The sequence below is a fragment of the Buchnera aphidicola (Shivaphis celti) genome (genome assembly GCF_039349365.1).
Taxonomy (GTDB): domain Bacteria; phylum Pseudomonadota; class Gammaproteobacteria; order Enterobacterales; family Enterobacteriaceae; genus Buchnera_L; species Buchnera_L aphidicola_AL.
The window spans coordinates 284,885-305,601 of sequence record NZ_CP134977.1; the positions used below are offsets into that span (position 1 = coordinate 284,885).

Annotated in this window: 20 protein-coding genes and 5 tRNA genes; 15 read left to right on the forward strand and 10 right to left on the reverse strand. The window is 23.1% G+C overall.

Annotation, left to right across the window (positions count from 1 at the left end; translation table 11 throughout):
• Positions 1 to 66: 66 nt before the first annotated feature.
• Positions 67 to 462 (reverse strand): 30S ribosomal protein S9, encoded by a 396-nt coding sequence (gene rpsI, locus RJT40_RS01320; protein WP_343182399.1) that lies wholly within the window; start codon positions 460 to 462, stop codon positions 67 to 69.
• A 15-nt stretch (positions 463 to 477) separates the two neighbouring features.
• Positions 478 to 906, reverse strand: coding sequence for a 50S ribosomal protein L13 (gene rplM / locus RJT40_RS01325; RefSeq protein WP_343182400.1), 429 nt, complete (start codon positions 904 to 906; stop codon positions 478 to 480).
• Positions 907 to 1,087: 181 nt separating this feature from the next.
• Between rplM and RJT40_RS01330 the strand changes: the two genes are divergently transcribed.
• The 6 genes from RJT40_RS01330 to rplS all read left to right on the forward strand — a co-directional run bounded on the left by RJT40_RS01330 (position 1,088) and on the right by rplS (position 5,657).
• Positions 1,088 to 2,224, forward strand: coding sequence for a chorismate mutase (locus RJT40_RS01330; RefSeq protein ID WP_343182401.1), 1,137 nt, complete (start codon positions 1,088 to 1,090; stop codon positions 2,222 to 2,224).
• 67 nt (positions 2,225 to 2,291) lie between these two features.
• On the forward strand, positions 2,292 to 3,629 hold the full coding sequence (gene ffh / locus RJT40_RS01335) for a signal recognition particle protein (protein ID WP_343182402.1): 1,338 nt from the start codon (positions 2,292 to 2,294) through the stop codon (positions 3,627 to 3,629).
• A gap of 81 nt (positions 3,630 to 3,710) precedes the next feature.
• Positions 3,711 to 3,959, forward strand: a complete 249-nt coding sequence (gene rpsP, locus RJT40_RS01340; protein ID WP_343182403.1) for a 30S ribosomal protein S16 — start codon at positions 3,711 to 3,713, stop codon at positions 3,957 to 3,959.
• Positions 3,960 to 3,992: 33 nt separating this feature from the next.
• On the forward strand, positions 3,993 to 4,487 hold the full coding sequence (gene rimM / locus RJT40_RS01345) for a ribosome maturation factor RimM (protein ID WP_343182404.1): 495 nt from the start codon (positions 3,993 to 3,995) through the stop codon (positions 4,485 to 4,487).
• Between the two features lie 54 nt (positions 4,488 to 4,541).
• Entirely contained in the window at positions 4,542 to 5,285 is a 744-nt protein-coding gene (trmD, locus tag RJT40_RS01350) for a tRNA (guanosine(37)-N1)-methyltransferase TrmD (protein WP_343182712.1), read from the forward strand.
• Positions 5,286 to 5,309: 24 nt separating this feature from the next.
• A complete protein-coding gene (rplS, locus tag RJT40_RS01355; protein ID WP_343182405.1) occupies positions 5,310 to 5,657 on the forward strand; it encodes a 50S ribosomal protein L19 in 348 nt (115 codons plus the stop codon).
• Positions 5,658 to 5,714: 57 nt separating this feature from the next.
• Here the strand turns inward: rplS and tldD are convergent, their stop codons facing one another.
• Positions 5,715 to 7,163 (reverse strand): metalloprotease TldD, encoded by a 1,449-nt coding sequence (gene tldD, locus RJT40_RS01360; RefSeq protein ID WP_343182406.1) that lies wholly within the window; start codon positions 7,161 to 7,163, stop codon positions 5,715 to 5,717.
• An 88-nt stretch (positions 7,164 to 7,251) separates the two neighbouring features.
• On the opposite strand from tldD, the gene aroQ reads away from it, so the two are divergent.
• The gene (gene aroQ / locus RJT40_RS01365) at positions 7,252 to 7,713 is read left to right on the forward strand and encodes a type II 3-dehydroquinate dehydratase (protein ID WP_428994196.1); all 462 of its coding nucleotides are present in this window, start codon (positions 7,252 to 7,254) and stop codon (positions 7,711 to 7,713) included.
• Between the two features lie 50 nt (positions 7,714 to 7,763).
• Here aroQ and RJT40_RS01370 read toward each other — a convergent pair whose 3' ends face one another.
• Positions 7,764 to 8,462: an RluA family pseudouridine synthase gene (locus RJT40_RS01370; protein ID WP_343182408.1), complete on the reverse strand. Its 699-nt coding sequence runs from the start codon at positions 8,460 to 8,462 to the stop codon at positions 7,764 to 7,766.
• A gap of 295 nt (positions 8,463 to 8,757) precedes the next feature.
• Between RJT40_RS01370 and alaS the strand changes: the two genes are divergently transcribed.
• From alaS to RJT40_RS01390, 4 genes are all read left to right on the forward strand, one after another.
• On the forward strand, positions 8,758 to 11,376 hold the full coding sequence (gene alaS, locus RJT40_RS01375; protein WP_343182409.1) for an alanine--tRNA ligase: 2,619 nt from the start codon (positions 8,758 to 8,760) through the stop codon (positions 11,374 to 11,376).
• A gap of 153 nt (positions 11,377 to 11,529) precedes the next feature.
• Positions 11,530 to 11,709 (forward strand): carbon storage regulator CsrA, encoded by a 180-nt coding sequence (gene csrA, locus RJT40_RS01380; RefSeq protein WP_343182410.1) that lies wholly within the window; start codon positions 11,530 to 11,532, stop codon positions 11,707 to 11,709.
• Positions 11,710 to 11,796: 87 nt separating this feature from the next.
• Positions 11,797 to 11,885 (forward strand) — tRNA-Ser (locus RJT40_RS01385).
• Between the two features lie 8 nt (positions 11,886 to 11,893).
• Positions 11,894 to 11,967: transfer RNA gene (locus tag RJT40_RS01390), tRNA-Arg, on the forward strand.
• Positions 11,968 to 12,049: 82 nt separating this feature from the next.
• Here the strand turns inward: RJT40_RS01390 and rpiA are convergent.
• From rpiA to RJT40_RS01410, 4 genes are all read right to left on the reverse strand, one after another.
• Positions 12,050 to 12,706, reverse strand: a complete 657-nt coding sequence (gene rpiA, locus RJT40_RS01395) for a ribose-5-phosphate isomerase RpiA (RefSeq protein ID WP_343182411.1) — start codon at positions 12,704 to 12,706, stop codon at positions 12,050 to 12,052.
• A gap of 60 nt (positions 12,707 to 12,766) precedes the next feature.
• Positions 12,767 to 12,837, reverse strand: a tRNA-Gln gene (locus tag RJT40_RS01400).
• Positions 12,838 to 12,843: 6 nt separating this feature from the next.
• A tRNA-Leu gene (locus tag RJT40_RS01405) sits at positions 12,844 to 12,927 on the reverse strand.
• A 12-nt stretch (positions 12,928 to 12,939) separates the two neighbouring features.
• Positions 12,940 to 13,013, reverse strand: a tRNA-Met gene (locus RJT40_RS01410).
• 137 nt (positions 13,014 to 13,150) lie between these two features.
• Between RJT40_RS01410 and RJT40_RS01415 the strand changes: the two genes are divergently transcribed.
• The 3 genes from RJT40_RS01415 (at position 13,151) to RJT40_RS01425 (ending at position 17,163) form a co-directional block, all read left to right on the forward strand.
• A complete protein-coding gene (locus tag RJT40_RS01415) occupies positions 13,151 to 14,797 on the forward strand; it encodes a glutamine--tRNA ligase/YqeY domain fusion protein (RefSeq protein ID WP_343182412.1) in 1,647 nt (548 codons plus the stop codon).
• Positions 14,798 to 14,878: 81 nt separating this feature from the next.
• The gene (gene eno, locus RJT40_RS01420) at positions 14,879 to 16,192 is read left to right on the forward strand and encodes a phosphopyruvate hydratase (protein WP_343182413.1); all 1,314 of its coding nucleotides are present in this window, start codon (positions 14,879 to 14,881) and stop codon (positions 16,190 to 16,192) included.
• Positions 16,193 to 16,266: 74 nt separating this feature from the next.
• Entirely contained in the window at positions 16,267 to 17,163 is an 897-nt protein-coding gene (locus RJT40_RS01425; protein ID WP_343182414.1) for a 5'-3' exonuclease, read from the forward strand.
• Positions 17,164 to 17,170: 7 nt separating this feature from the next.
• On the opposite strand, the gene yihA is transcribed toward RJT40_RS01425, so the two are convergent.
• A complete protein-coding gene (gene yihA, locus RJT40_RS01430; RefSeq protein ID WP_343182415.1) occupies positions 17,171 to 17,767 on the reverse strand; it encodes a ribosome biogenesis GTP-binding protein YihA/YsxC in 597 nt (198 codons plus the stop codon).
• Positions 17,768 to 17,864: 97 nt separating this feature from the next.
• On the opposite strand from yihA, the gene typA reads away from it, so the two are divergent.
• Positions 17,865 to 19,682, forward strand: coding sequence for a translational GTPase TypA (gene typA, locus RJT40_RS01435; RefSeq protein WP_343182416.1), 1,818 nt, complete (start codon positions 17,865 to 17,867; stop codon positions 19,680 to 19,682).
• A 40-nt stretch (positions 19,683 to 19,722) separates the two neighbouring features.
• Here the strand turns inward: typA and ygfZ are convergent, their stop codons facing one another.
• The gene (gene ygfZ / locus RJT40_RS01440) at positions 19,723 to 20,676 is read right to left on the reverse strand and encodes a tRNA-modifying protein YgfZ (RefSeq protein ID WP_343182417.1); all 954 of its coding nucleotides are present in this window, start codon (positions 20,674 to 20,676) and stop codon (positions 19,723 to 19,725) included.
• Between the last annotated feature and the right edge of the window lie 41 nt (positions 20,677 to 20,717).

The window sequence follows — 20,717 nt, forward strand, 5'->3', positions numbered from 1 at the left end:
TATATATATATATATTTGCATAAAATCCGGACAATAATATATTCCGGATTAAATAAATATTATATATTATCTTTTTGAAAACTGTGGTCTTTTTCTTGATTTTCTTAAACCAACTTTTTTTCTTTCTACTTTTCGAGCATCTCTAGTAACAAAACCAGATTTTCTCAAAATTGTTTTAAAAGAAATATCGTACTTTATTAAAGTACGAGTAATTCCTTGTCGAATAGCTCCTAATTGTCCAGAAATACCTCCTCCTTTAACAGTAATATAAAAATCTAACTTATTTAACATATTTGTAATTTTTAATGGTTCTAAAAGTATTATACGAGATTCTTCTAATGGAAAATAATCTAATATACTTCTTTTATTAACTATAATTTCCCCTATACCATGTTTCAAAAAAACACGGGCAGAGGAACTTTTTCTACGTCCTGTTGAATAATTAATATTTTTTTTATACATAAATAAACCTATGAATTAAAGATGTAATGTTATCGGATTTTGCGCTTGATGATTATGCGTATTAGATGCATAAATTTTTAATTTAGATAACATAAAACGACCTAACACATTTTTCGGAAGCATCCCTTTGACAGCAATCCTAAGAACTTGTTCAGGATTTTTTGTAAACATTTCTTGAAAAGAGATTTTTTTTATACCACCAACATAACCAGTATGTTTATAATAAAATTTTTTTACTTTTTTTTTTCCTGTTACAATTATTTTATTTACATTTAAGACAATTACAAAATCTCCAGTATCACAATGGGGAGTATATTCTATTTTATGTTTTCCTGTTAAATATATAGCAATTCTTGTAGATAATCTACCTAAAATTTGATTTTTTGCATCAATACAAAACCAATTTTTTTTTACATTTTTATTTTTTGCAACAAAACTTTTCATATCATTCCTTAATGAGTAAAAAAAAAATAAAAAAAATATTTTTTACTTTATGATATAAACTAAATAATTCAAATCAACGACATTGATAATATCAAATATAATCATTAAAATAAAAGTGAAATTTAATTAACTTGTTATTAATATAATATAATTTATTGAAAAATAAAACAAAAAAAATATTATGACATCTAAAAAAATCCTATTAAAACTAAGAAATCAAATTAATCAAATTGATAAATTAATACTCGATTTATTATATAAAAGAAGAACATTAGCAATAAGCATCGCAAAAAAAAAAATCATACATAAATTTTTAATACAAGATCGTACACGGGAAAAAGAATTATTACAAAATTTAATTTTGATGGGAGAAAAATATCATCTATCTGCAAAATATATAAAAAAAATATTTAATATAATTATTCAAGATTCTGTTACTATACAAACAAAAATTACAAATAAATTTATCCAAAATACTAATTTAAAAAATCCAATATTTTCCTTTTTAGGTCCTACAGGATCATATTCATACATTGCAAGTATGAAATATATTAAAAAATACCATAATAATTATGCAATACAACAACATAAAAATTTTGAAGATATATTACATTCAGTAGAAAATAATCAATCGAATTATGCAATTGTTCCAATTGAAAATAGTTTTTCAGGTTTTATAAGACCTGTATATAATTTACTATTTAAAACAAAATTAAAAATTATTGGAGAATGTTATTTACCAATTAATCATTGTTTACTCACTAAATCGAAAATTTTATTATCCGAAATTAAAGTAATATATAGTCACGCACAATCATTTGAACAATGTAGTAAATTTATTCAAAAATATAAATATGGAAAAATAAAGTATACAAACAGCACTTCTGAAGCTATGCAAATTGTTTCTAATATGGACAAAAATAATATTGCAGCTATTGGAGACAAAAACAGTGCAAAAATATATCAATTACAAACAATATCAGAAAATATATCAAATTCTTTAAATAATAATACAAGATTCTTTATATTAACAAAAAATATAATACATAACTTAAACATTATACCTATAAAAAGTACATTAATTTTAACAACAAAAAAAAATTTATTATTCAGTATTATTATACAATTAAATAAAAAAAAGATAAAAATTTTACAACTAGAATCGCAATTATATAATGAAAAACCTATTAAAGAAATGATTTACATAGAAATTTTAGGTCACACACATGATGAAAAAATTAAACACATATTACAAGATTTTGAAAAACAAGATATATTAATCAATATATTAGGATCATATCCTACACTAGATATATAATAGAACATAAATAATATTAACACCAAAATTCTAATATCTTTATCATAAAATTATTGAGATAAATATCATGTTTGACAATCTTGCAAAAAAATTTATATCAATTGTAAAAAATATTTCTGGATATGGAAGAATTACAGAAAAACAACTCCATCAAACATTGCTTCAAGTAAAAAAAAATTTATTAGAAGCTGATGTATCATATATCGTTATTAAAGAAATTATCACTCAAATCAAAAAAAAAGTTATTGGAAAAGATATTAATCAAAATCTTACTCCAGGACAAGAATTTATTAAAATCTTGAAACAAGAATTAATTTCTATTATGCATCATAAAGAAACAGAAATTAAAATACATGAAAAAAATCCTAATATTTTTCTAATTGTTGGACTACAAGGATCAGGAAAAACTACTAGTGTTGGAAAATTAGGTTATTTTATAAAAAAAAAATATAAAAAAAAAGTACTAGTTGCTTCAACTGATATCTATAGACCAGCAGCAATAGAACAATTATTTATGATCTCCAAACAATCAAATATAAATTTTTTTAATACTAATACATTTCATGATCCAATAGAAATTAGTAAGAGATTTATGAAAGAAATAAAAAAATCTTCATATGATGTTTTTATATTAGATACTGCTGGAAGAATGCATATTAATCAAAATATGATGCAACAAATTAAAAAAATAAAAAAAATTATTCAACCTACAGAAACATTATTTATAATAGATGCAATGATGGGACAAGATGCTATTCATGTTGCAAAAAAATTCCATGATGATTTAAGTTTAACTGGTTTAATACTGACAAAAACAGACAGTGATACTAAAGGAGGATCTGCATTATCTGCAAGCTATATTACTAAAAAACCAATTAAATTCATTGGAACGGGTGAAAAAATCTCTTCTTTATCTATTTTTAATCCAGAACGAATTGTTTCAAGAATACTTGGAATGGGAGATATATTTTCAATTATTGAAGTAATTAACAAAAAAGAAAAAAATAAAAATAAAAAAAATAATGTAGAAAAAAAATTCGACCTAGAAGAATTTAAACAACAAATGAGTAATATAGAAAATTATGGAGGAATTAAAAAAATTATATCAAATTTACCAATAAATATATTTAATAATTCTCAAAAAAAAAATATTACAGAAAAAAGAATTTTATTAAAATTTATTTCAATTATTAATTCTATGACCCCATTAGAAAAAAAAAATCCAAATATTATTAAAATGTCAAGAAAAAAAAGAATTGCAAAAGGTTCTGGAACTACTGTGCAAGATGTTAATCAGTTATTAAAAAATTTTTATGAAACAAAAAAAATCATAAAAAAAATAAAATATCACGGGATAGAAAAAACATTACAGAATATAAAAAAAATAATCCCAAAAATATTTTAAATAAATTATAATCATTATATAAATAAAATACACTCATCTATTATATTAAAAAAACATTTTTATTAAAATATTGAGGAAATTATGGTTAAAATCAGACTATCTTTGTACGGATCAAAAAAAAAACCATTTTACAAGATTATTATTGCGAACAGCAAATCTCCCAGAGATGGAAAATTTATCGAAAAAATTGGATTTTATAATCCATTTAGCAAAGATATTAAAAAAAAAATAAAATTAAATATCAATCGTGTACAACACTGGATAAAAAATGGAGCTATTACTACAAAAAAAGTAAAAACATTAATTAAAGATTATTACAAAAATTTATAAAATAAATTATAAAAGTACAATTTACATAATCATATGAAAAAAATTATTATTGGAAAATTTGGTTCTGCATATGGAATTTTAGGATGGATAAATATTATTTCTTATACTGAAAGAAAAAAAAATATTTTTCAATATAACCCGTGGTTTATTCAAATCAACAACTTGTGGAAAAAATACTTTATTGAATCTTATAAAAAAAATATTTCAAAAATAAAAGTTAAATTAAAAAATATAAATAATAGAACAGAAGCGAAAAAACTAACAAATTGCATTATTTCAATAAAAAATACACAATTAAAAAAAATACCAAAATACGAATATTATTGGAAAGATATCTTATACTGTCAAGTATTTAATATAGATAAAAAATATATTGGCATAGTATATGATATTATACGATCTAAAATAAATGATATTTTGGTAATTAAAAATTTTCAAAAAAAAAATAAATGTATTTTAATTCCATTTATCGAAAAAGTATTTATTAAAAATACTGACATAAAAAGAAAAATTATATATATAAATTAAAATTCTTTTTTAAAATAATAAAATTTTATGAATGCAAGAGATTCAAGAAATTCAATGTGGATTGGAATTATTAGTATTTTCCCTGAAATGTTTGATGCAATTCAAAAATATGGAATTACTAAAAAAGCAATAAAAAAAAAAATTGTTTCTATCACAATCTGGAATCCTAGAGATTTTACAAAAAATATACATCATAAAATAGATGACCGTCCATATGGTGGTGGAGCAGGAATGGTTATGACCGTACAACCATTAAAAAATGCAATACAAAAAGCGCAAGAATCTGCTCCAAAAAACACCATAACAATTTACTTATCACCTCAAGGAAAAAAAATTACACAAGAAAAAATAGATTACTTTGCAAAACACACTAATCTTATTTTAGTATGTGGAAGATATGAAGGTATTGATGAACGAATTATAGAACAGTATATCGATGTAGAATGGTCTATTGGTGATTATATTGTTTCAGGTGGAGAATTGCCCGCTATGATCATTATCGATGCTATATGTAGATTACAACCTGGTCTATTAAATATTTCTTCTATCCAAGAAGAATCCTTTAATCATGGATTACTTGATTATCCGAATTACACTCGACCAAAAAAAATATTGGGTAAATCTGTACCAAAAATTCTATTATCTGGACATCATGAAAATATTAAAAAATGGCAATTCAGACAATCTTTAAAAAATACTATTCTTAAAAGACCAGATTTATTAAAAAAAAAAAAATTATCTGTAGAAGAAGAAAAAATTATAAATCAAATAAAAAAAAAATATTATATATTACTATAAATATTTCATTTTGGAACTTTAAATATGACACCAAAGATAATTCAAAAAATAGAAAATCAACAAATAAAAAAAAAAATAATAAATTTTAAACCAGGAGATACAATTGAAGTACAGGTATGGGTCGTAGAATCTTCAAAAAAAAGAATTCAATCATTTGAAGGAATTGTAATTGCTATTAGAAATCGATCGTTACAATCTTCGTTTACAGTAAGAAAAATATCTCATGGAGAAGGAGTAGAACGAGTATTTCAAGCATATTCTAAAATGATTGCAAAGATTAAAATTAAAAAACTTGGATTAGTAAGAAAATCAAAATTATATTATTTAAGAGGAAAATTTGGAAAATCTGCTCGAATAAAAGAACGAATTTAAAATTTTTACTAATAAAAAATGCAGTCATATATTTTATTGACTGCACAAAAAATATTGTTAGACAGTACCACCAATAGTCAATTGAGATAGTTTTACTGTTGGTTGACCCACGCCAACAGGAACACTTTGTCCATCTTTCATACAAATTCCTGTTCCACTATCCATTAAAAAATCATCAGCTACCATAGAAATAGCATTCATGACTTCTATTCCCGAACCAATTAATGTTGCTCCTTTAATAGGATACATAATTTTTCCATTTTTTAATAAAAATGCTTTCGAAGTTGAAAAAACAAATCTTCCAGATGTAGTGTCTACTTGACCGCCAGAAAAATTTAATGCTAATATACCATATTTAATAGTATCAATAATCTCTAAAAAAGTTGACTTTCCTGGTAACATATAAGTATTTGTCATTCTTGGACGGGGTAAATATGCATATGATTCTCTTCTTCCATTCCCAGTAACTGGAACATGCATCAATCGAGATGTTAATTTATCTTGCATATATTTTTTTAATATCCCATTTTTAACTAAAATATTATATTGACCGACAGTTCCTTCATCGTCAATAGATATTGATCCTCGTTGATTTAACATCGTTCCATCATCTACTATAGTGCATAAAGAAGAAGCAATTTTTTTGTTCATTTGATTATAAAATATTGAACTTTTTTTAAGATTAAAATCAGCTTCTAAACCATGTCCTACCGCTTCATGTATCAAAATTCCAGGCCAACCTGATCCTAAAACTACAGGAAATGTACCAGAAGGAGCAGATTTAGCTGATAAATTTAATAATGCCATTTCTACTGCTGAATGAATCCAAAAATCTAAATTTGTTTTTCCAGAATTATTTTCTTGATACAAAAAATTATATGTTGTTCTACCCCCTCCCCCACTATTTCCATATTCACGTTTTCCATTGTTTTCTACTAAAACAGAAATAGAAAGATTAAACAATGGGCGAATATCTGAACTTAAGATTCCGTCTGTCGATACAATTAAAATATTTTCATCTACACTATTTAATATTGCACGTACTTCTGAAACACGATGATCTATTTTCCTTGCAGTAGAATTAATATAATTTAAAAGATGTACTTTGTCTATTTCAGTAAAACTATTAATAATACTTTGTTGAGAATAAACATGATTATGATATTTTTCAACGTATTTAATTTTCTTTTTTTGATCTATTAAACAAGAAAAACTACATGCTTGTTTTGCATGTTTAACTAATTCATTTAAATTAATGTTGTCAGAATATGAAAAACCAGTAGTTTCATTTAAAATTACTCGAATACTAAATCCTTGATCAATATGATATTTATTTTCTTTAATAATTTTATTTTCTAATATCCAAGATTCTGTAAATATAGATTGAAAATATATATCTGCATAATCTATTTTAAAACGTTGACAATCATTTAAAATAGATAATACATCTTGTTTATTGATTCCATTAGATAATAATAAATTATAATATACAGATTCATGTATCATATTTCCCCTCATAAAAAAATAAAATTAAAACTTTACAAAAAAAATCATATTACTTATTATAAAAAAATAACATTTTTAAAATAAAAATATCATGTATAAATTCAACATTCTATTATTAAATGGACCAAATTTAAATCTATTGGGAAAGAGAGAGTCAAATATATATGGAAACATTCCATTACAAAAGATAGTCGATAAATTACATCAACAGGCTAAAAAAATATATACCAAAATTACCCACATACAATCTAATGCCGAACATATTCTAATTGATACGATTCATACAGCAAAAAAATACGATTATATTATTATTAACCCTGGAGCTCTGACACACACTAGTATATCATTAAGAGATGCATTTTTAGCAATACAAAAACCGTTTATTGAAGTACATATTTCTAATATATTTGTTAGAGAAAAATTTAGGTCAAAATCATTTTTGTCAGATATTTCTAACGGAGTAATTTCTGGATTAGGAGTATATGGCTATTATGTAGCATTAAGAACTGCAGTGCATAGATTAAATTTAATAAAAAAAAAATCGCCATAATAATTCATAATCCATGCTATATTAAGTAAAATATTTTCATATATAAAAAATTAAATATATTGCATCAATTCAATCATATCTTTAGGTAATTTCAAATAACAATCTATCACACATTGTGTTATTGGATGCAAAAATTTAATGTGACTAGCATGTAATGCTTGTCTTTGAAATGATTGAAGAAACGTATAATCAAAATAAAATAACTTTTTTTTTAAATCATTCATATTAAAATTATAAACCGTATCACCAAATACTGGATGTTGAATAGACAACATATGTACTCTAATTTGATGAGTTCTGCCAGAATACAAGGTTAAATAAACGTGTGTATTATGATGAAAATGTTGTATAATTTTATAATTAGTAATTGCCTTTTTCCCTTTATAATGTATCATCATTCTATTTTTCTTATTTTTATCCCGCATAATTGGAACATCAATAATACCTCCTTGTATTAAAATACCAGAAATAAATGCATCGTATTCTCGAACAACTTTCCTTTTTTTAATTAAATCAATCATTTTATAGTATGTGTAAATATCCTTTGCAATAATCATTAAACCAGTTGTATTTTTATCTAAACGATGTACAATTCCTGCCCTGGGAACTACAGAAAGAAAATTATATTTTTTTAACAAAAAATTCAATAAAGTACCTGTTTTATTACCAGCTCCGGGATGAACAACTAGTCCTGCAGGTTTATTAATAATCAATATGTATTGATCTTCGTACATAACATTTATTTTCATAATCGTTTCTACNAAAAAAAAAAAGAATTATAATAGTTTCTTATTTACTAATAATTATTATTAAATTAAATTGAATTAATTCAATTAATTTAAAAAAAATAAAAATAAATATTTATTTATCAAATTAATAAAAAAAAATAAAAAAAATCTTATTTTTATAATAACAACAGTAATTATACATAAAACAATATAAAAATAGCAAATATAAATCTTTTTTCGTAAGAATAAATAATAATATATTAAAGAAATATATTATATTAAAAAAAGAAAATATTTTAATTTCAGCAGGATTAATATGAAATATACAACAAATAATGTTAGAAATATGTTTTTAAATTTTTTTCAAGAAAAAAAACATACAATCGTTCCAGGAAGTCAATTAGTACAAAATGAAAACTCTGATTTATTATTTACAAATGCTGGAATGAATCAATTTAAAACAGTATTTCTAGGAAAAAAAAAATATCCTTTCAGCAAGGTAACCACTGTTCAAAAATGTTTAAGAACAGGAGGAAAACATAATGATTTAAATGAAGTGGGATATAGTAATTATCACAATACATTTTTTGAAATGTTAGGAAATTTTAGTTTTGGAGAATATTCAAAAAAAACAGCAATTACATATGCATGGGAACTATTAACGCATAAAAAATGGTTTAATATTCCACAAAATAAATTATTTGTAACAGTGTATTATACCGACGAAGAATCATATAATATTTGGAAAAAAAAAATAAAATTACCAAATGAAGATATCATTAAAATATATGATAAAAAAAATAAAAAATATGAATCTGATAATTTTTGGCAAATGGGAGATACAGGACCCTGCGGACCATGTACAGAAATTTTTTTTAAAAAAAAAAAAAAAAAATCTTATATAAATGATTTACAAAATAAAGAAATATGCATAGAAATTTGGAACATAGTATTTATACAGTTCAATAAAATTCAAAAAAACAGTATTCTTCCTCTTCCTATATTATCTATAGATACTGGGATGGGATTAGAAAGAATTACTTCTATCTTACAAAATGTACCTTCCAACTATAAAATAGACTTTTTTGATAACATCATTAAAAAAATTAACTATAAAGATCATAACAATCATTTTAATAATCAGTCATTATATATTATTGCTGATCATTTAAGAGCAATAATTTTTATTATTTATGAAGGAATTATTCCAAATAATGAAGGACAAGGATATATTTTACGAAAAATTATTAGAAGAACATTAGTACATATGAAATTAATAAAATATAAAAAATATTTTTTATACCAACTTATTCCTACAATAATTCAGTTTATACAACCCTACGAAAAGAAATTAATTGAAAAAAAAACATACATTCAAAGTATTTTACAACAAGAAGAATTACAATTTAAAAAAATATTAGACCAAGGAGTAAAAAAATTATTGAATGAATTACATCAACTAAATAAAAAAGAGTTAGATGGTAACTTTGTATTTTATTTATATGATACCATGGGTTTTCCTATTGATTTAACTAAAAGTATATGTCATAAAAAAAATATTTATATTAATCAAAACAAATTAGACAAAATTATATTAAAAAATAAAAAAAACATAAAAAATAAAAAAAATAAAAATTGTATGATACATATCACAAATTTAAAATTAAATAATCACTTTGTAGGATATAAAACAAAAAAAATTGATACTGTTATAAACAGTATCTTTGTAAAAAACAAACCAACAAAAGTAATAAAAGAAAATGAAAATGGAATTATCTTTATTGAAAAAACACCATTTTTTGCAGAATCAGGTGGACAAATTGGAGATAGTGGAATTATATATAAAAATGGATCATCGCTCTTTCAAGTACAAGATACACAAAAATTTTCCAATTACATTGGTCATATTGGAAAATTACTTTCTGGAATAATCAAAAATAACGATATTATTACAGCAGAAATCAATAAAAAAAAAAGATTATGTATACAAAATAACCATACTGCAACACATTTATTACATGCAGCATTAATATTAATATTAAACCATAAAATAGAACAAAGAGGATCTTTTATTAACCATGAGTATATAAGATTTGATTTTTCTTATTTTAAAAAAATTCATAAAATAGATATTTTAAATACAGAAGATATTGTCAATCAATATATTCAAAAAAACACTGTTATTATGAATAACAATATGCAATTTATACAAGCAAAAAAAGAAAAATATATTTATTTAAAAAATAAAACATATGATTCTATTGTACGAACTGTAAATATAGGACATTTCTCTAGAGAAATATGTAAAGGAACCCATGCAAATAGAACAGGTGATATCGGTATATTTAAAATTATATCCTATAAAAGAATTGCTTATGGAGTAGTAAGAATAGAAGCTCTTACTGGATTACACGCATTGAAAAACATTCATGATAAATATACACAAATCTATGCAATTAAAAAATTTTTAAATATTAATGATAATATCATTATTCCAAAAATAAATACAGTTATGCAAAATTACTTAAATTTAAAAAAAAATAATGAATATTTAAAACAAAAAATAATGTTTCATAAAATCAAAAAAATTATTGCAAAAAAAATAAAAATCAAAAAAATTAATTTCATATGTAAAAAAATTGACATAACGCAATCGAAATTAGTAAAAAAGTTAATCGACCAAATTAAAAACATGATAAATACAGGAATTATTATCTTATATTATCAAAAAAAAGAGAAATATATTTTTACTAGTAGTGTCACTAAAAATATAATTAATAAAATTAATGCTATTCAAATTATTGAAATAATTAAAAAAAATACAAATGGATCAGGAGGTGGTAAAGTGGAACTTGCTGAATGCGTTGGAAATAATATTAATAATATATTTTGTATTCTAGAAACAATAAAACATACAATTGAAAAAATAATATAAAATTATATTATTTAAATTATATAATAAATGTTTTTATAATACATAATTTATATTATATTTATGTAAAATAATTATTATTTAACATCAAAAAAAAAAAAAAAAAAAAAATATAATAGAAATTTATTAATTTTCTTTTTTTTCAAGGATTCGAAAATGTTAATTTTGACTCGAAGAGTAGGTGAAACATTAATTATCGGCGATGAAATTACTATAACAGTTCTAGGAGTAAAGGGTAATCAAGTAAGAATTGGTATTAATGCTCCAAAAGAAATTTCAATACATCGAGAAGAAATTTACCAAAAAATTAAATCAAAAAATAAAAAATTAATATAAAATTTATTTATAAATTAAGAAAAGTATGAAAAAATAATTGACTTAATTTATAAAAAAACTAAAATTATCTATAGTAAATATAAAATTGGTGAGATGGCCGAGAGGATTAAGGCGTTCCCCTGCTAAGGGAATATATAGAAACTTCTGTATCGAGGGTTCGAATCCCTCTCTCGCCATATGAAAAGCATCCGTAGCTCAGTTGGATAGAGCACTCAGCTACGAACTGAGAGGTGGAAGGTTCGAATCCTTTCGGATGCATAAAATATAAATACACAATTTTAATTTAAAAAAAATATTATTAATTTTTTATATAAATAAAAAATAATTAAAATAATAAAAATTATTGAATAACATTAATTCCAGATTGAGTACCAATCAATAATATATCAGATTTTCTATTCGCGAATAAACCAACAGTGACTACACCAACTAAAGAATTAAGAATATTTTCAATATTTATTGGATCAGATAAATTCAAATTGTGCACATCAAAAATAATATTTCCATTTTCAGTAGTATAATTTTTTCTATATTTTGGATTTCCACCCATTTTCTTTAATTGATGATATACATAAGAATATGCATTGGGTATGATCTCAATTGGAACTGGAAATTCACTTAATACATTAACTAATTTAGTTTCATCAATAATACATATAAATTTTTTACACATTGCAACAAGAATTTTTTCTTTAGTTAACGCCCCTCCTCCCCCTTTAATCATATGCATATTTTGATCAACCACGTCAGCACTATCTATATATATTATAGGTTCAGAAATGGTATTAATATTATATACCTTAAAACCATATTTTTTAAGTATAACAGTAGTATTAAATGAACTAGAAATTGCGCCAATAATTTTTTTATTAGATTCATATAACATTTGCACAAAATGCAGAATAGTTGTTCCTGATCCAATACCTATAATTGAATTAGAAGGAATATAATCTAAAACAGCTAAAGAAACTTTTTTTTTTAATGCATTGCATTTCATATTAATATTAATCGTAAAATTATACAATTTTAAAATATTAGAAATAAAAAAACTTATACACTGGGGTACCTGGATTCGAACCAGGGATGTCGGTATCAAAAACCGATGCCTTGCCACTTGGCTATACCCCAAAAAAATACGGGAGGCGAGATTTGAACTCGCAAACCCAATAAGGCGCCAGATCCTAAATCTGGTGCGTCTACCAATTTCGCCACTCCCGCTAAAAATATATTTAGCTACGATGGGATTCGAACCCATGACAACAGCGTTATGAGTGCTGTGCTCTAACCAACTGAGCTACGTAGCCTTATTTTGAATTATGCTGGTTAACATTATTTTGTCAACTATTATTTTACTAAAAACATATCATGATAAAAAAATTAAAAAAATAATTTTGTTAAAATATAAAATACAATCTAATAAATAAAATATATAAATTAAAATATGATCAATAAAAAAAAAAATAAATATAAAAGTTTCATACATAAAATCATTGAAAATGATCTAGTGCATATGAAAAAAAAAAATATACATACTAGATTTCCGCCAGATCCAAATGGAAATTTACATATTGGACATGCAAAATCAATATACATAAATTTTAAAATTGCAGAACAATACCAGGGAAAATGTAATTTAAGATTCGATGATACCTATCCACATATTAATCATAAAAAATATATAAATTCTATTCAAAAAGATATATTATGGTTAGGATATCAATGGAATCAAAAAATTCGATATGCTTCTCAATATTTTGATAAAATGTATAAATATGCTATACAATTAATAAAAAAGAATTTAGCATATGTAGATAAATTAAAAAAAGAAGAGATTCGAATATATCGCGGAACATTAAAAAAACCAGGTATTGTAAGTCCATACCGTAAACAAACAATTGAAGAAAATATGTTACTGTTCGAAAACATGAAATTTGGTAATATACCAGAAGGTGATGCATGTTTAAGAGCTAAGATTGATATGCAATCCAATTCAATTATTATGAGAGATCCAATATTATATAGAATTAAATTTCTTGAACATCATAATACAAAAAATCAATGGTGTATCTATCCTACATATGACTTTGCACATTGCATCTCCGATGCAATTGAAGGAATAACACATTCCCTTTGCACACTAGAGTTTCAAGAAAACAAAAAAATATATAACTGGATATTAAATAACATTGATATTAATCATTATCCTAAACAATATGAATATTCTAGATTAAATTTAGAATATTCAACTTTATCAAAAAGAAAATTACAAATCTTAATTGATAACAATATTGTTGATTCATGGAATGATCCAAGATTACCAACATTATCTGGATTACGTAATAGAGGCTATACTCCACACGCAATAAGAGAATTTTGTAAAAAAGTAGGAATTACAAAACAAGATAATTTAATTGAAATATCTTCGCTGGAATCATGCATTAGAAAAGAATTAAATATTACTGCTTATAGAACGATGGCAATACTTAACCCTATTGAAATTGTTATATGTAATATACCTGAAAAATATATAGAAAAAATTAAAATTTTAAATCACCCAAAAAACAAAAATATGGGATACAGAAATATTATTTTTTCTAAAATTATATATATTGAAAGAAATGATTTTCAAGAAAAGTCAAGCAAAAATTATAACCGATTAACTTTAGGAGGATCAGTAAAATTAAAATATTCTTATATTATTACAGCAAATTCAATTCACAAAGATTGTAATAATAATATTACTCGTATATTTTGTACTTGTGATTTAACCAATAAAAATAAAAAAAAATATGGAATTATTCATTGGATTTCAAAAGAACAAGCAGAACAGGCTCAACTTATATTGTACAATCATATTTTTACTACTAAAAATCCAAATAAAAAATCAAATATTTTATCATATATTAATAAAAATTCTAAAATTATAAAAAATGGATTAATTAATAGTGAACTAAAAAAACAAAAAAAAATTAATACATATCAATTTGAAAGAATTGGATATTTTTACAAAAATAAAAAATTTTCAGAAAATAAACATCCCATTATACATCAAATAGTACAAATAAAAAAAAAAAATAATATAATTTAAATGTACATAACATATAATGGTTTTAGTATATAACGATCAAATGAAAAATAATAAAATTTTTCAAAAAAAAAAGGGAGAATTATGTCTAAAATTAAAAATATCTTTTCTAGAGAAATTATTGATTCCAGAGGAAAACCAACAATAGAAACAGAGGTACATTTAGAAGACAATTCAATAGGAATATTTTCTTGTCCTTCAGGAGCATCAACAGGATCAGAAGAAGCTTTAGAATTAAGAGATAATGATATATTTCGATTTCTCGGACAAGGTGTATCTAAAGCTGTTTCTAATGTTCAAAAAAAAATATTTCACTTACTAAAAGGAATAAATGCATATGACCAAAAAAAAATCGATTACATGATGTTAGAATTAGATGGAACAAAAAATAAGAAAAAAATAGGAGCAAATGCAATATTATCTGTTTCTATGGCGACAGCAAAAGCTGCTGCTATATCTAAAAAAATTCCATTTTATCAATATATTTCTGAATTAAATGGTACTCCCAATAAATTTTCTATGCCATTACCAATGATTAACATTATTAATGGTGGTAGTCATGCAAATAATAATATTGATGTGCAAGAATTTATGATACAACCAATTTGTGCTTCTTCAATTAAAGAAGCCGTAAGAATTGGATGTGAAATTTTTTATCATTTAGGAAAAATAATTAAAAAAAATAACATGAATACTTCTGTAGGAGATGAAGGTGGATATGCTCCTAACCTTAAAAATAACGAAGAAGCTATTAAATTAATTTATGAAGCTGTACAAACAGCAAATTATCGTTTTGGGAAAGATATTACATTAGCAATAGATTTTGCTGCTTCTGAACTATATAACTTTAATACAAAAAAATATTACTTAAAAAGTGAAAACAAAAAATTTAATTCACAAGAATTAAGTCATCTTATACAAGATTTAACGCTAAAATATCCAATTACATCTATTGAAGATGGACAAAGTGAATTAGACTGGGATGGTTTTTTATATCAAACAAAATTATTAGGAAAGCGTATACAAATCGTAGGAGATGATTTATTTGTTACTAATACTGAAAAACTATCCAAAGGAATTAGAAAAAATATTGCCAATTCTATTTTAATTAAACCAAATCAGATAGGAACATTAACAGAAACATTATCTGCTATTAAAATGGCTAAAAAAAACGGATATACAACTATTATATCACATCGATCAGGAGAAACAGAAGATCATTCAATTTCAGATTTAGCAGTTGGTACACAAGCTGGTCAAATTAAAACTGGATCTATGAGTAGATCAGAGCGACTGTCAAAATATAATCAATTAATTAGAATAGAAGAAAAATTAGGTAATATTATTGCACCATTTCGAGGTATTGAAGAATTGCAAAAATACCAAAATTATTTTTAATGTTATGATAATAAATTAAATGTAATAAACTACAGGGATGTTGAAAATATAACTTTATTTTAATAATAATTATGATGAAAATTTCATATTTTCGAAAATCTGTAATACTCATTGATGGACATTGTTATGCATATAGAATATATTATGGACAGATAAAAAATAATAAAAAAATCAATTTAAAAGAAAAATTTATAAAAAATATATTATATGTAGTAAAAAAAATAATTTTGAAATATCAACCAAAAAAAATTATAATTATATTTGATAATAAAAAAAAAAGTTTTCGAGATAAAATATTTAAAAAATATAAAAAAAATAGAAATCCGATACCGAAAATACTAAAAAAATATATAAAAGATCTACAAAGTATATTAGTGAATATAGGAATTCCAATATTTTGTATTCCATATGTTGAAGCAGATGATGTAATAGGAACACTATCAAAAATAATAGAAAAAAATGGAGACGTAGTATTAATTGTAACATCAGATAAAGATTTAACACAATTAATCAATAAAAATATCTATATATTAAATATTATAGATAAAAAAATAATTAATTTCCATCAGGTAAAAAAAAAATATGGAGTATATCCAAATTTGATTGTTGATTTATTATCTTTGGTAGGAGATCCCTCAGATAATATACCTGGGGTGAAAGGAATAGGAAAAAAAACTGCTGTACAGTTATTAAATAATATTGGTTGTATTAAAAAAATTTATAAAAATTATCATAAAATTTATATGTTAAATTTTCGTAATAAAAAAAATATTGTAAAAAGATTACTTGAAGGGGAAAAAATGGCTAATTTATCATACAAATTAGCAAAAATAAAATTAAATGTCATATGTTCTAAAGAATATAAAAAAAATAATTTATATGAATTATACAAACCATGTAAATATAATAATATTAAATATATTAATATTATATATGAAATAAAAAAAAATATAATAAATTCTATATTGTAAAATTTATTTATTTAAAGATAATATTATCAATATAATTATACAGAATATGTAAACCAACTTTTTTAAATGATGAAAATAAAATAGAAAAAGAAAATGGATTAATGGAATTTATTTCTTTATTTAACAAATGAATTTTTTTTTTTTGATATAAAGTATTTAATTTATCACATTTATTTAATAGAACAATACATTGAATGTTATATAATTTTAACAAAAATAACATTTTCACATCAAAAGGTCGTAATAAACGACGTATATCTATAACTAAAATAACAATTTTTAAACATTTTCGATATTTAATATATCTCACAACTAAATTAAAATTTTTAATTTCACATTTACAAAATTTAGAATATCCATAACCAGGTAAATCCACTAAACGAAAATTTTTATCTATCATAAAAAAATTAATCAGTTTGGTTCTTCCAGGATATTTACTAAAACGAGATAATTTATTATTTCGTGCTAAACAATTAATTAATGTTGATTTTCCAACATTAGAGTATCCGATACAAGCAACTTCTATTCCTATATCTGTTATATTAATATATTTAACATCTGCAAAACTTGTTAAAAATTGAATTGACTGATATTTTAAATTCATATAATCCTATAATATGACATATTTATTTTATAAAAATAATATTTATAATTTAAATAAAAATATTATACAATATATTATATTGTAAAGAGAGGAAAAAATGAATAAAAAAATTAGAAATATTGCTATTATTGCACATATTGACCATGGTAAAACAACATTAGTAGATAAATTATTAGAAACATCTGATACTTTAATTAAAACTAAAGAACCACATAATAGAGTGATGGATTGTAACGATCTTGAAAAAGAAAGAGGTATTACTATTTTTTCAAAAAATACTTCTATTGAATGGGAAGATTATAAAATTAATATCATTGATACTCCAGGACATGCAGATTTTGGAGGAGAAGTAGAAAGAATATTATCTATGGTAGACTCTGTATTACTAATAGTAGACGCTGTAGACGGTCCTATGCCTCAAACAAGATTTGTTACAAAAAAAGCATTTGAGCATAACATGAATCCAATTATTGTAATTAATAAAATTGATCGAAAAAATTCAAGAACAGACTGGGTTATAGAAAAAATATTTGACTTATTTGTTAATCTTGAAGCAACAGATAAACAATTAGATTTTCCAATTATATATACTTCTGCCATACTTGGACAATCAGGAACGAAATTAAATAATATAAAAAATAATATGTTACCACTATTGAAAACTATTATCCAATATACTCCGGCTCCCAAAGTAAGTACAATGGGAGAATTACAAATGCAAATTTCTCAACTAGAATACGATAATTACTTAGGAATAATAGGAATTGGGAAAGTTCAAAGGGGTATAATATCTGTTAACCAAAAAGTATCTATTATACATAACCAAAATAAAATTCGATATGGAAAAATAGGAAAAATTTTACAATATGTAGGGTTAAAAAAAGTAGAAATTAAAGATGCACATGCAGGAGAAATTATCGCAATTACCGGTATTGATAATATCAAAATTTCTGATACTATTTGCAGTATAAATGATCAAATAGCGTTACCACAGCTGAAAGTCGATTTACCAACAGTAAATATGTTATTTTCAGTAAATACTTCTCCATTTTGTGGACAAGAGGGGAAATATATTACATCCAATCAAATTTATCGTCGATTAAAAACAGAGATAATATATAATATTTCTTTAAAAGTAAATACTACGCCGCATTCAAATACTTTTTTAGTTTCTGGAAGAGGAGAATTACACTTATCTATATTAATTGAAAATATGCGTAGAGAAGGATTTGAATTAGAAGTATCTAGACCAAAAATAATTTTTCAAAAAAAAAATGGATATATTACTGAACCATTTGAAACTGTTATTATTAATATTGAATCCCGACATCAAGGAACAGTGATGGATTTCTTAGGAGAAAGAAAAGGGAAAATGATTAATATGGAATCATCTCTAGATGATCGAATACAACTAGAATATATCATTTCTAGTCGCGCATTAATAGGATTTCGAAATAAATTTCTTAATATCACATCAGGAACAGGAATATTTTACTCATCATTTCTTCATTATGATAAAATACAAAATAATACAATTGGTCAAAGAGTCAATGGTGTACTAATCGCAAATAATACTGGAATAAGCAGTGGATTTGCATTATTCCACTTACAAGAAAGAGGGAAATTATTTATAAATCATGCAGAAAAAGTATATAAAGGACAAATTATTGGATTACATAATCGATCAAATGATTTAACAGTAAATTGTTTAACAGGAAAAAAACTCACAAATATGAGAGCTTCAGGAACTGATGAAGCAATTAATTTAATTCCTCCTATCAAAATGACATTAGAACAATCTATGAGCTTTATTAATGATGATGAATTAATCGAAATTACTCCAAAATCTGTTAGAATAAGAAAAAAATATTTAAACGAATATGAACGTAAAGTTGCAACTAGAAAAAATAAATAATGGTTTCTTAAGTTATTAAAACACTAATAAAACTATATAATCATAAATTATTAGTGATAAAAAAATTAGAATTATAATCCGTAGATAACCGAAAATTATTTACAATATTTTTATTTTTTAAAATACATTGTATAAAAAAAATATTATCTTGTATATGTAAAAAACACAAAATTTTTCCAACTTTTTTCCATTGTTTTTTACTATACATTTCTATCATAGGTAATTTATTTATTGCTTCAAACGATGTAGTACCAATCAAATGATACATATTTTTATTATTGATATTTTTATGATATAATTTTGAAATTACTTCTTGTCCACAATAACAACCTTTTTGAAAATCAATTCCATGAAAAATATTTAAATTCATTTCATTTGGGAAAAAATTGTTAATCATGTTATTTTCTAAAATTGGAAAACCTGCCTGTAAATCTAAAAACAACCAATAACTACTCACTTGTAGAAAATTATTTTTTAGAAATATTTCAATCATTTTATTTAATTGTTTTTTTTTTATAATCAATAAAAATCGTTCTACAGGATCGATGAAAAATAAAATAAAAAAATTTTTAATATATTTCATGGATTGTGTACTATCTGGTAATTCACTAAATATAAACGATAATTTTTTTTTTATATTACAACCCATTAATCCTATGAATACATAATCATTGAGATTTTGAAAACATACGTCAGAAAAAATAGCATACTTTTTAAAATTTTGAATTTGCGATTCTACAATACAACTACGTTGAATATAAAAATATTTATCCTGATGTAAAAATAATCGTAGTATTCCTTGTACTCTCCCATTTGGATTACAATTAGCGCATAAAATATGAAAATTATTTTTTAAATCACATACGTTAACGGTCGTTTGATTATGTAAATATTGCTTACTATCTGTTCCAGATACTGATATTATAGACCAATCATGTAATATTTCAAATAAACATATATTATTTAACAAAGAATTCATATGAAATAATTTCATTAAATTGATTTTCACTCCGTGTAATAAAAATAAAAAAAATC

What these genes read in the sequence shown, in the direction of transcription:
- rpsI (WP_343182399.1), bottom strand. Translation starts at nt 462, where the DNA reads ATGTATAAAAAAAATATTAATTATTCAACAGGACGTAGAAAAAGTTCC.
- rplM (WP_343182400.1), bottom strand. Translation starts at nt 906, where the DNA reads ATGAAAAGTTTTGTTGCAAAAAATAAAAATGTAAAAAAAAATTGGTTT.
- RJT40_RS01330 (WP_343182401.1), top strand. Translation starts at nt 1,088, where the DNA reads ATGACATCTAAAAAAATCCTATTAAAACTAAGAAATCAAATTAATCAA.
- ffh (WP_343182402.1), top strand. Translation starts at nt 2,292, where the DNA reads ATGTTTGACAATCTTGCAAAAAAATTTATATCAATTGTAAAAAATATT.
- rpsP (WP_343182403.1), top strand. Translation starts at nt 3,711, where the DNA reads ATGGTTAAAATCAGACTATCTTTGTACGGATCAAAAAAAAAACCATTT.
- rimM (WP_343182404.1), top strand. Translation starts at nt 3,993, where the DNA reads ATGAAAAAAATTATTATTGGAAAATTTGGTTCTGCATATGGAATTTTA.
- trmD (WP_343182712.1), top strand. Translation starts at nt 4,542, where the DNA reads ATGTGGATTGGAATTATTAGTATTTTCCCTGAAATGTTTGATGCAATT.
- rplS (WP_343182405.1), top strand. Translation starts at nt 5,310, where the DNA reads ATGACACCAAAGATAATTCAAAAAATAGAAAATCAACAAATAAAAAAA.
- tldD (WP_343182406.1), bottom strand. Translation starts at nt 7,163, where the DNA reads ATGATACATGAATCTGTATATTATAATTTATTATTATCTAATGGAATC.
- RJT40_RS01370 (WP_343182408.1), bottom strand. Translation starts at nt 8,462, where the DNA reads ATGAAAATAAATGTTATGTACGAAGATCAATACATATTGATTATTAAT.
- alaS (WP_343182409.1), top strand. Translation starts at nt 8,758, where the DNA reads ATGAAATATACAACAAATAATGTTAGAAATATGTTTTTAAATTTTTTT.
- csrA (WP_343182410.1), top strand. Translation starts at nt 11,530, where the DNA reads ATGTTAATTTTGACTCGAAGAGTAGGTGAAACATTAATTATCGGCGAT.
- rpiA (WP_343182411.1), bottom strand. Translation starts at nt 12,706, where the DNA reads ATGAAATGCAATGCATTAAAAAAAAAAGTTTCTTTAGCTGTTTTAGAT.
- RJT40_RS01415 (WP_343182412.1), top strand. Translation starts at nt 13,151, where the DNA reads ATGATCAATAAAAAAAAAAATAAATATAAAAGTTTCATACATAAAATC.
- eno (WP_343182413.1), top strand. Translation starts at nt 14,879, where the DNA reads ATGTCTAAAATTAAAAATATCTTTTCTAGAGAAATTATTGATTCCAGA.
- RJT40_RS01425 (WP_343182414.1), top strand. Translation starts at nt 16,267, where the DNA reads ATGAAAATTTCATATTTTCGAAAATCTGTAATACTCATTGATGGACAT.
- yihA (WP_343182415.1), bottom strand. Translation starts at nt 17,767, where the DNA reads ATGAATTTAAAATATCAGTCAATTCAATTTTTAACAAGTTTTGCAGAT.
- typA (WP_343182416.1), top strand. Translation starts at nt 17,865, where the DNA reads ATGAATAAAAAAATTAGAAATATTGCTATTATTGCACATATTGACCAT.
- ygfZ (WP_343182417.1), bottom strand. Translation starts at nt 20,676, where the DNA reads ATGAAATTATTTCATATGAATTCTTTGTTAAATAATATATGTTTATTT.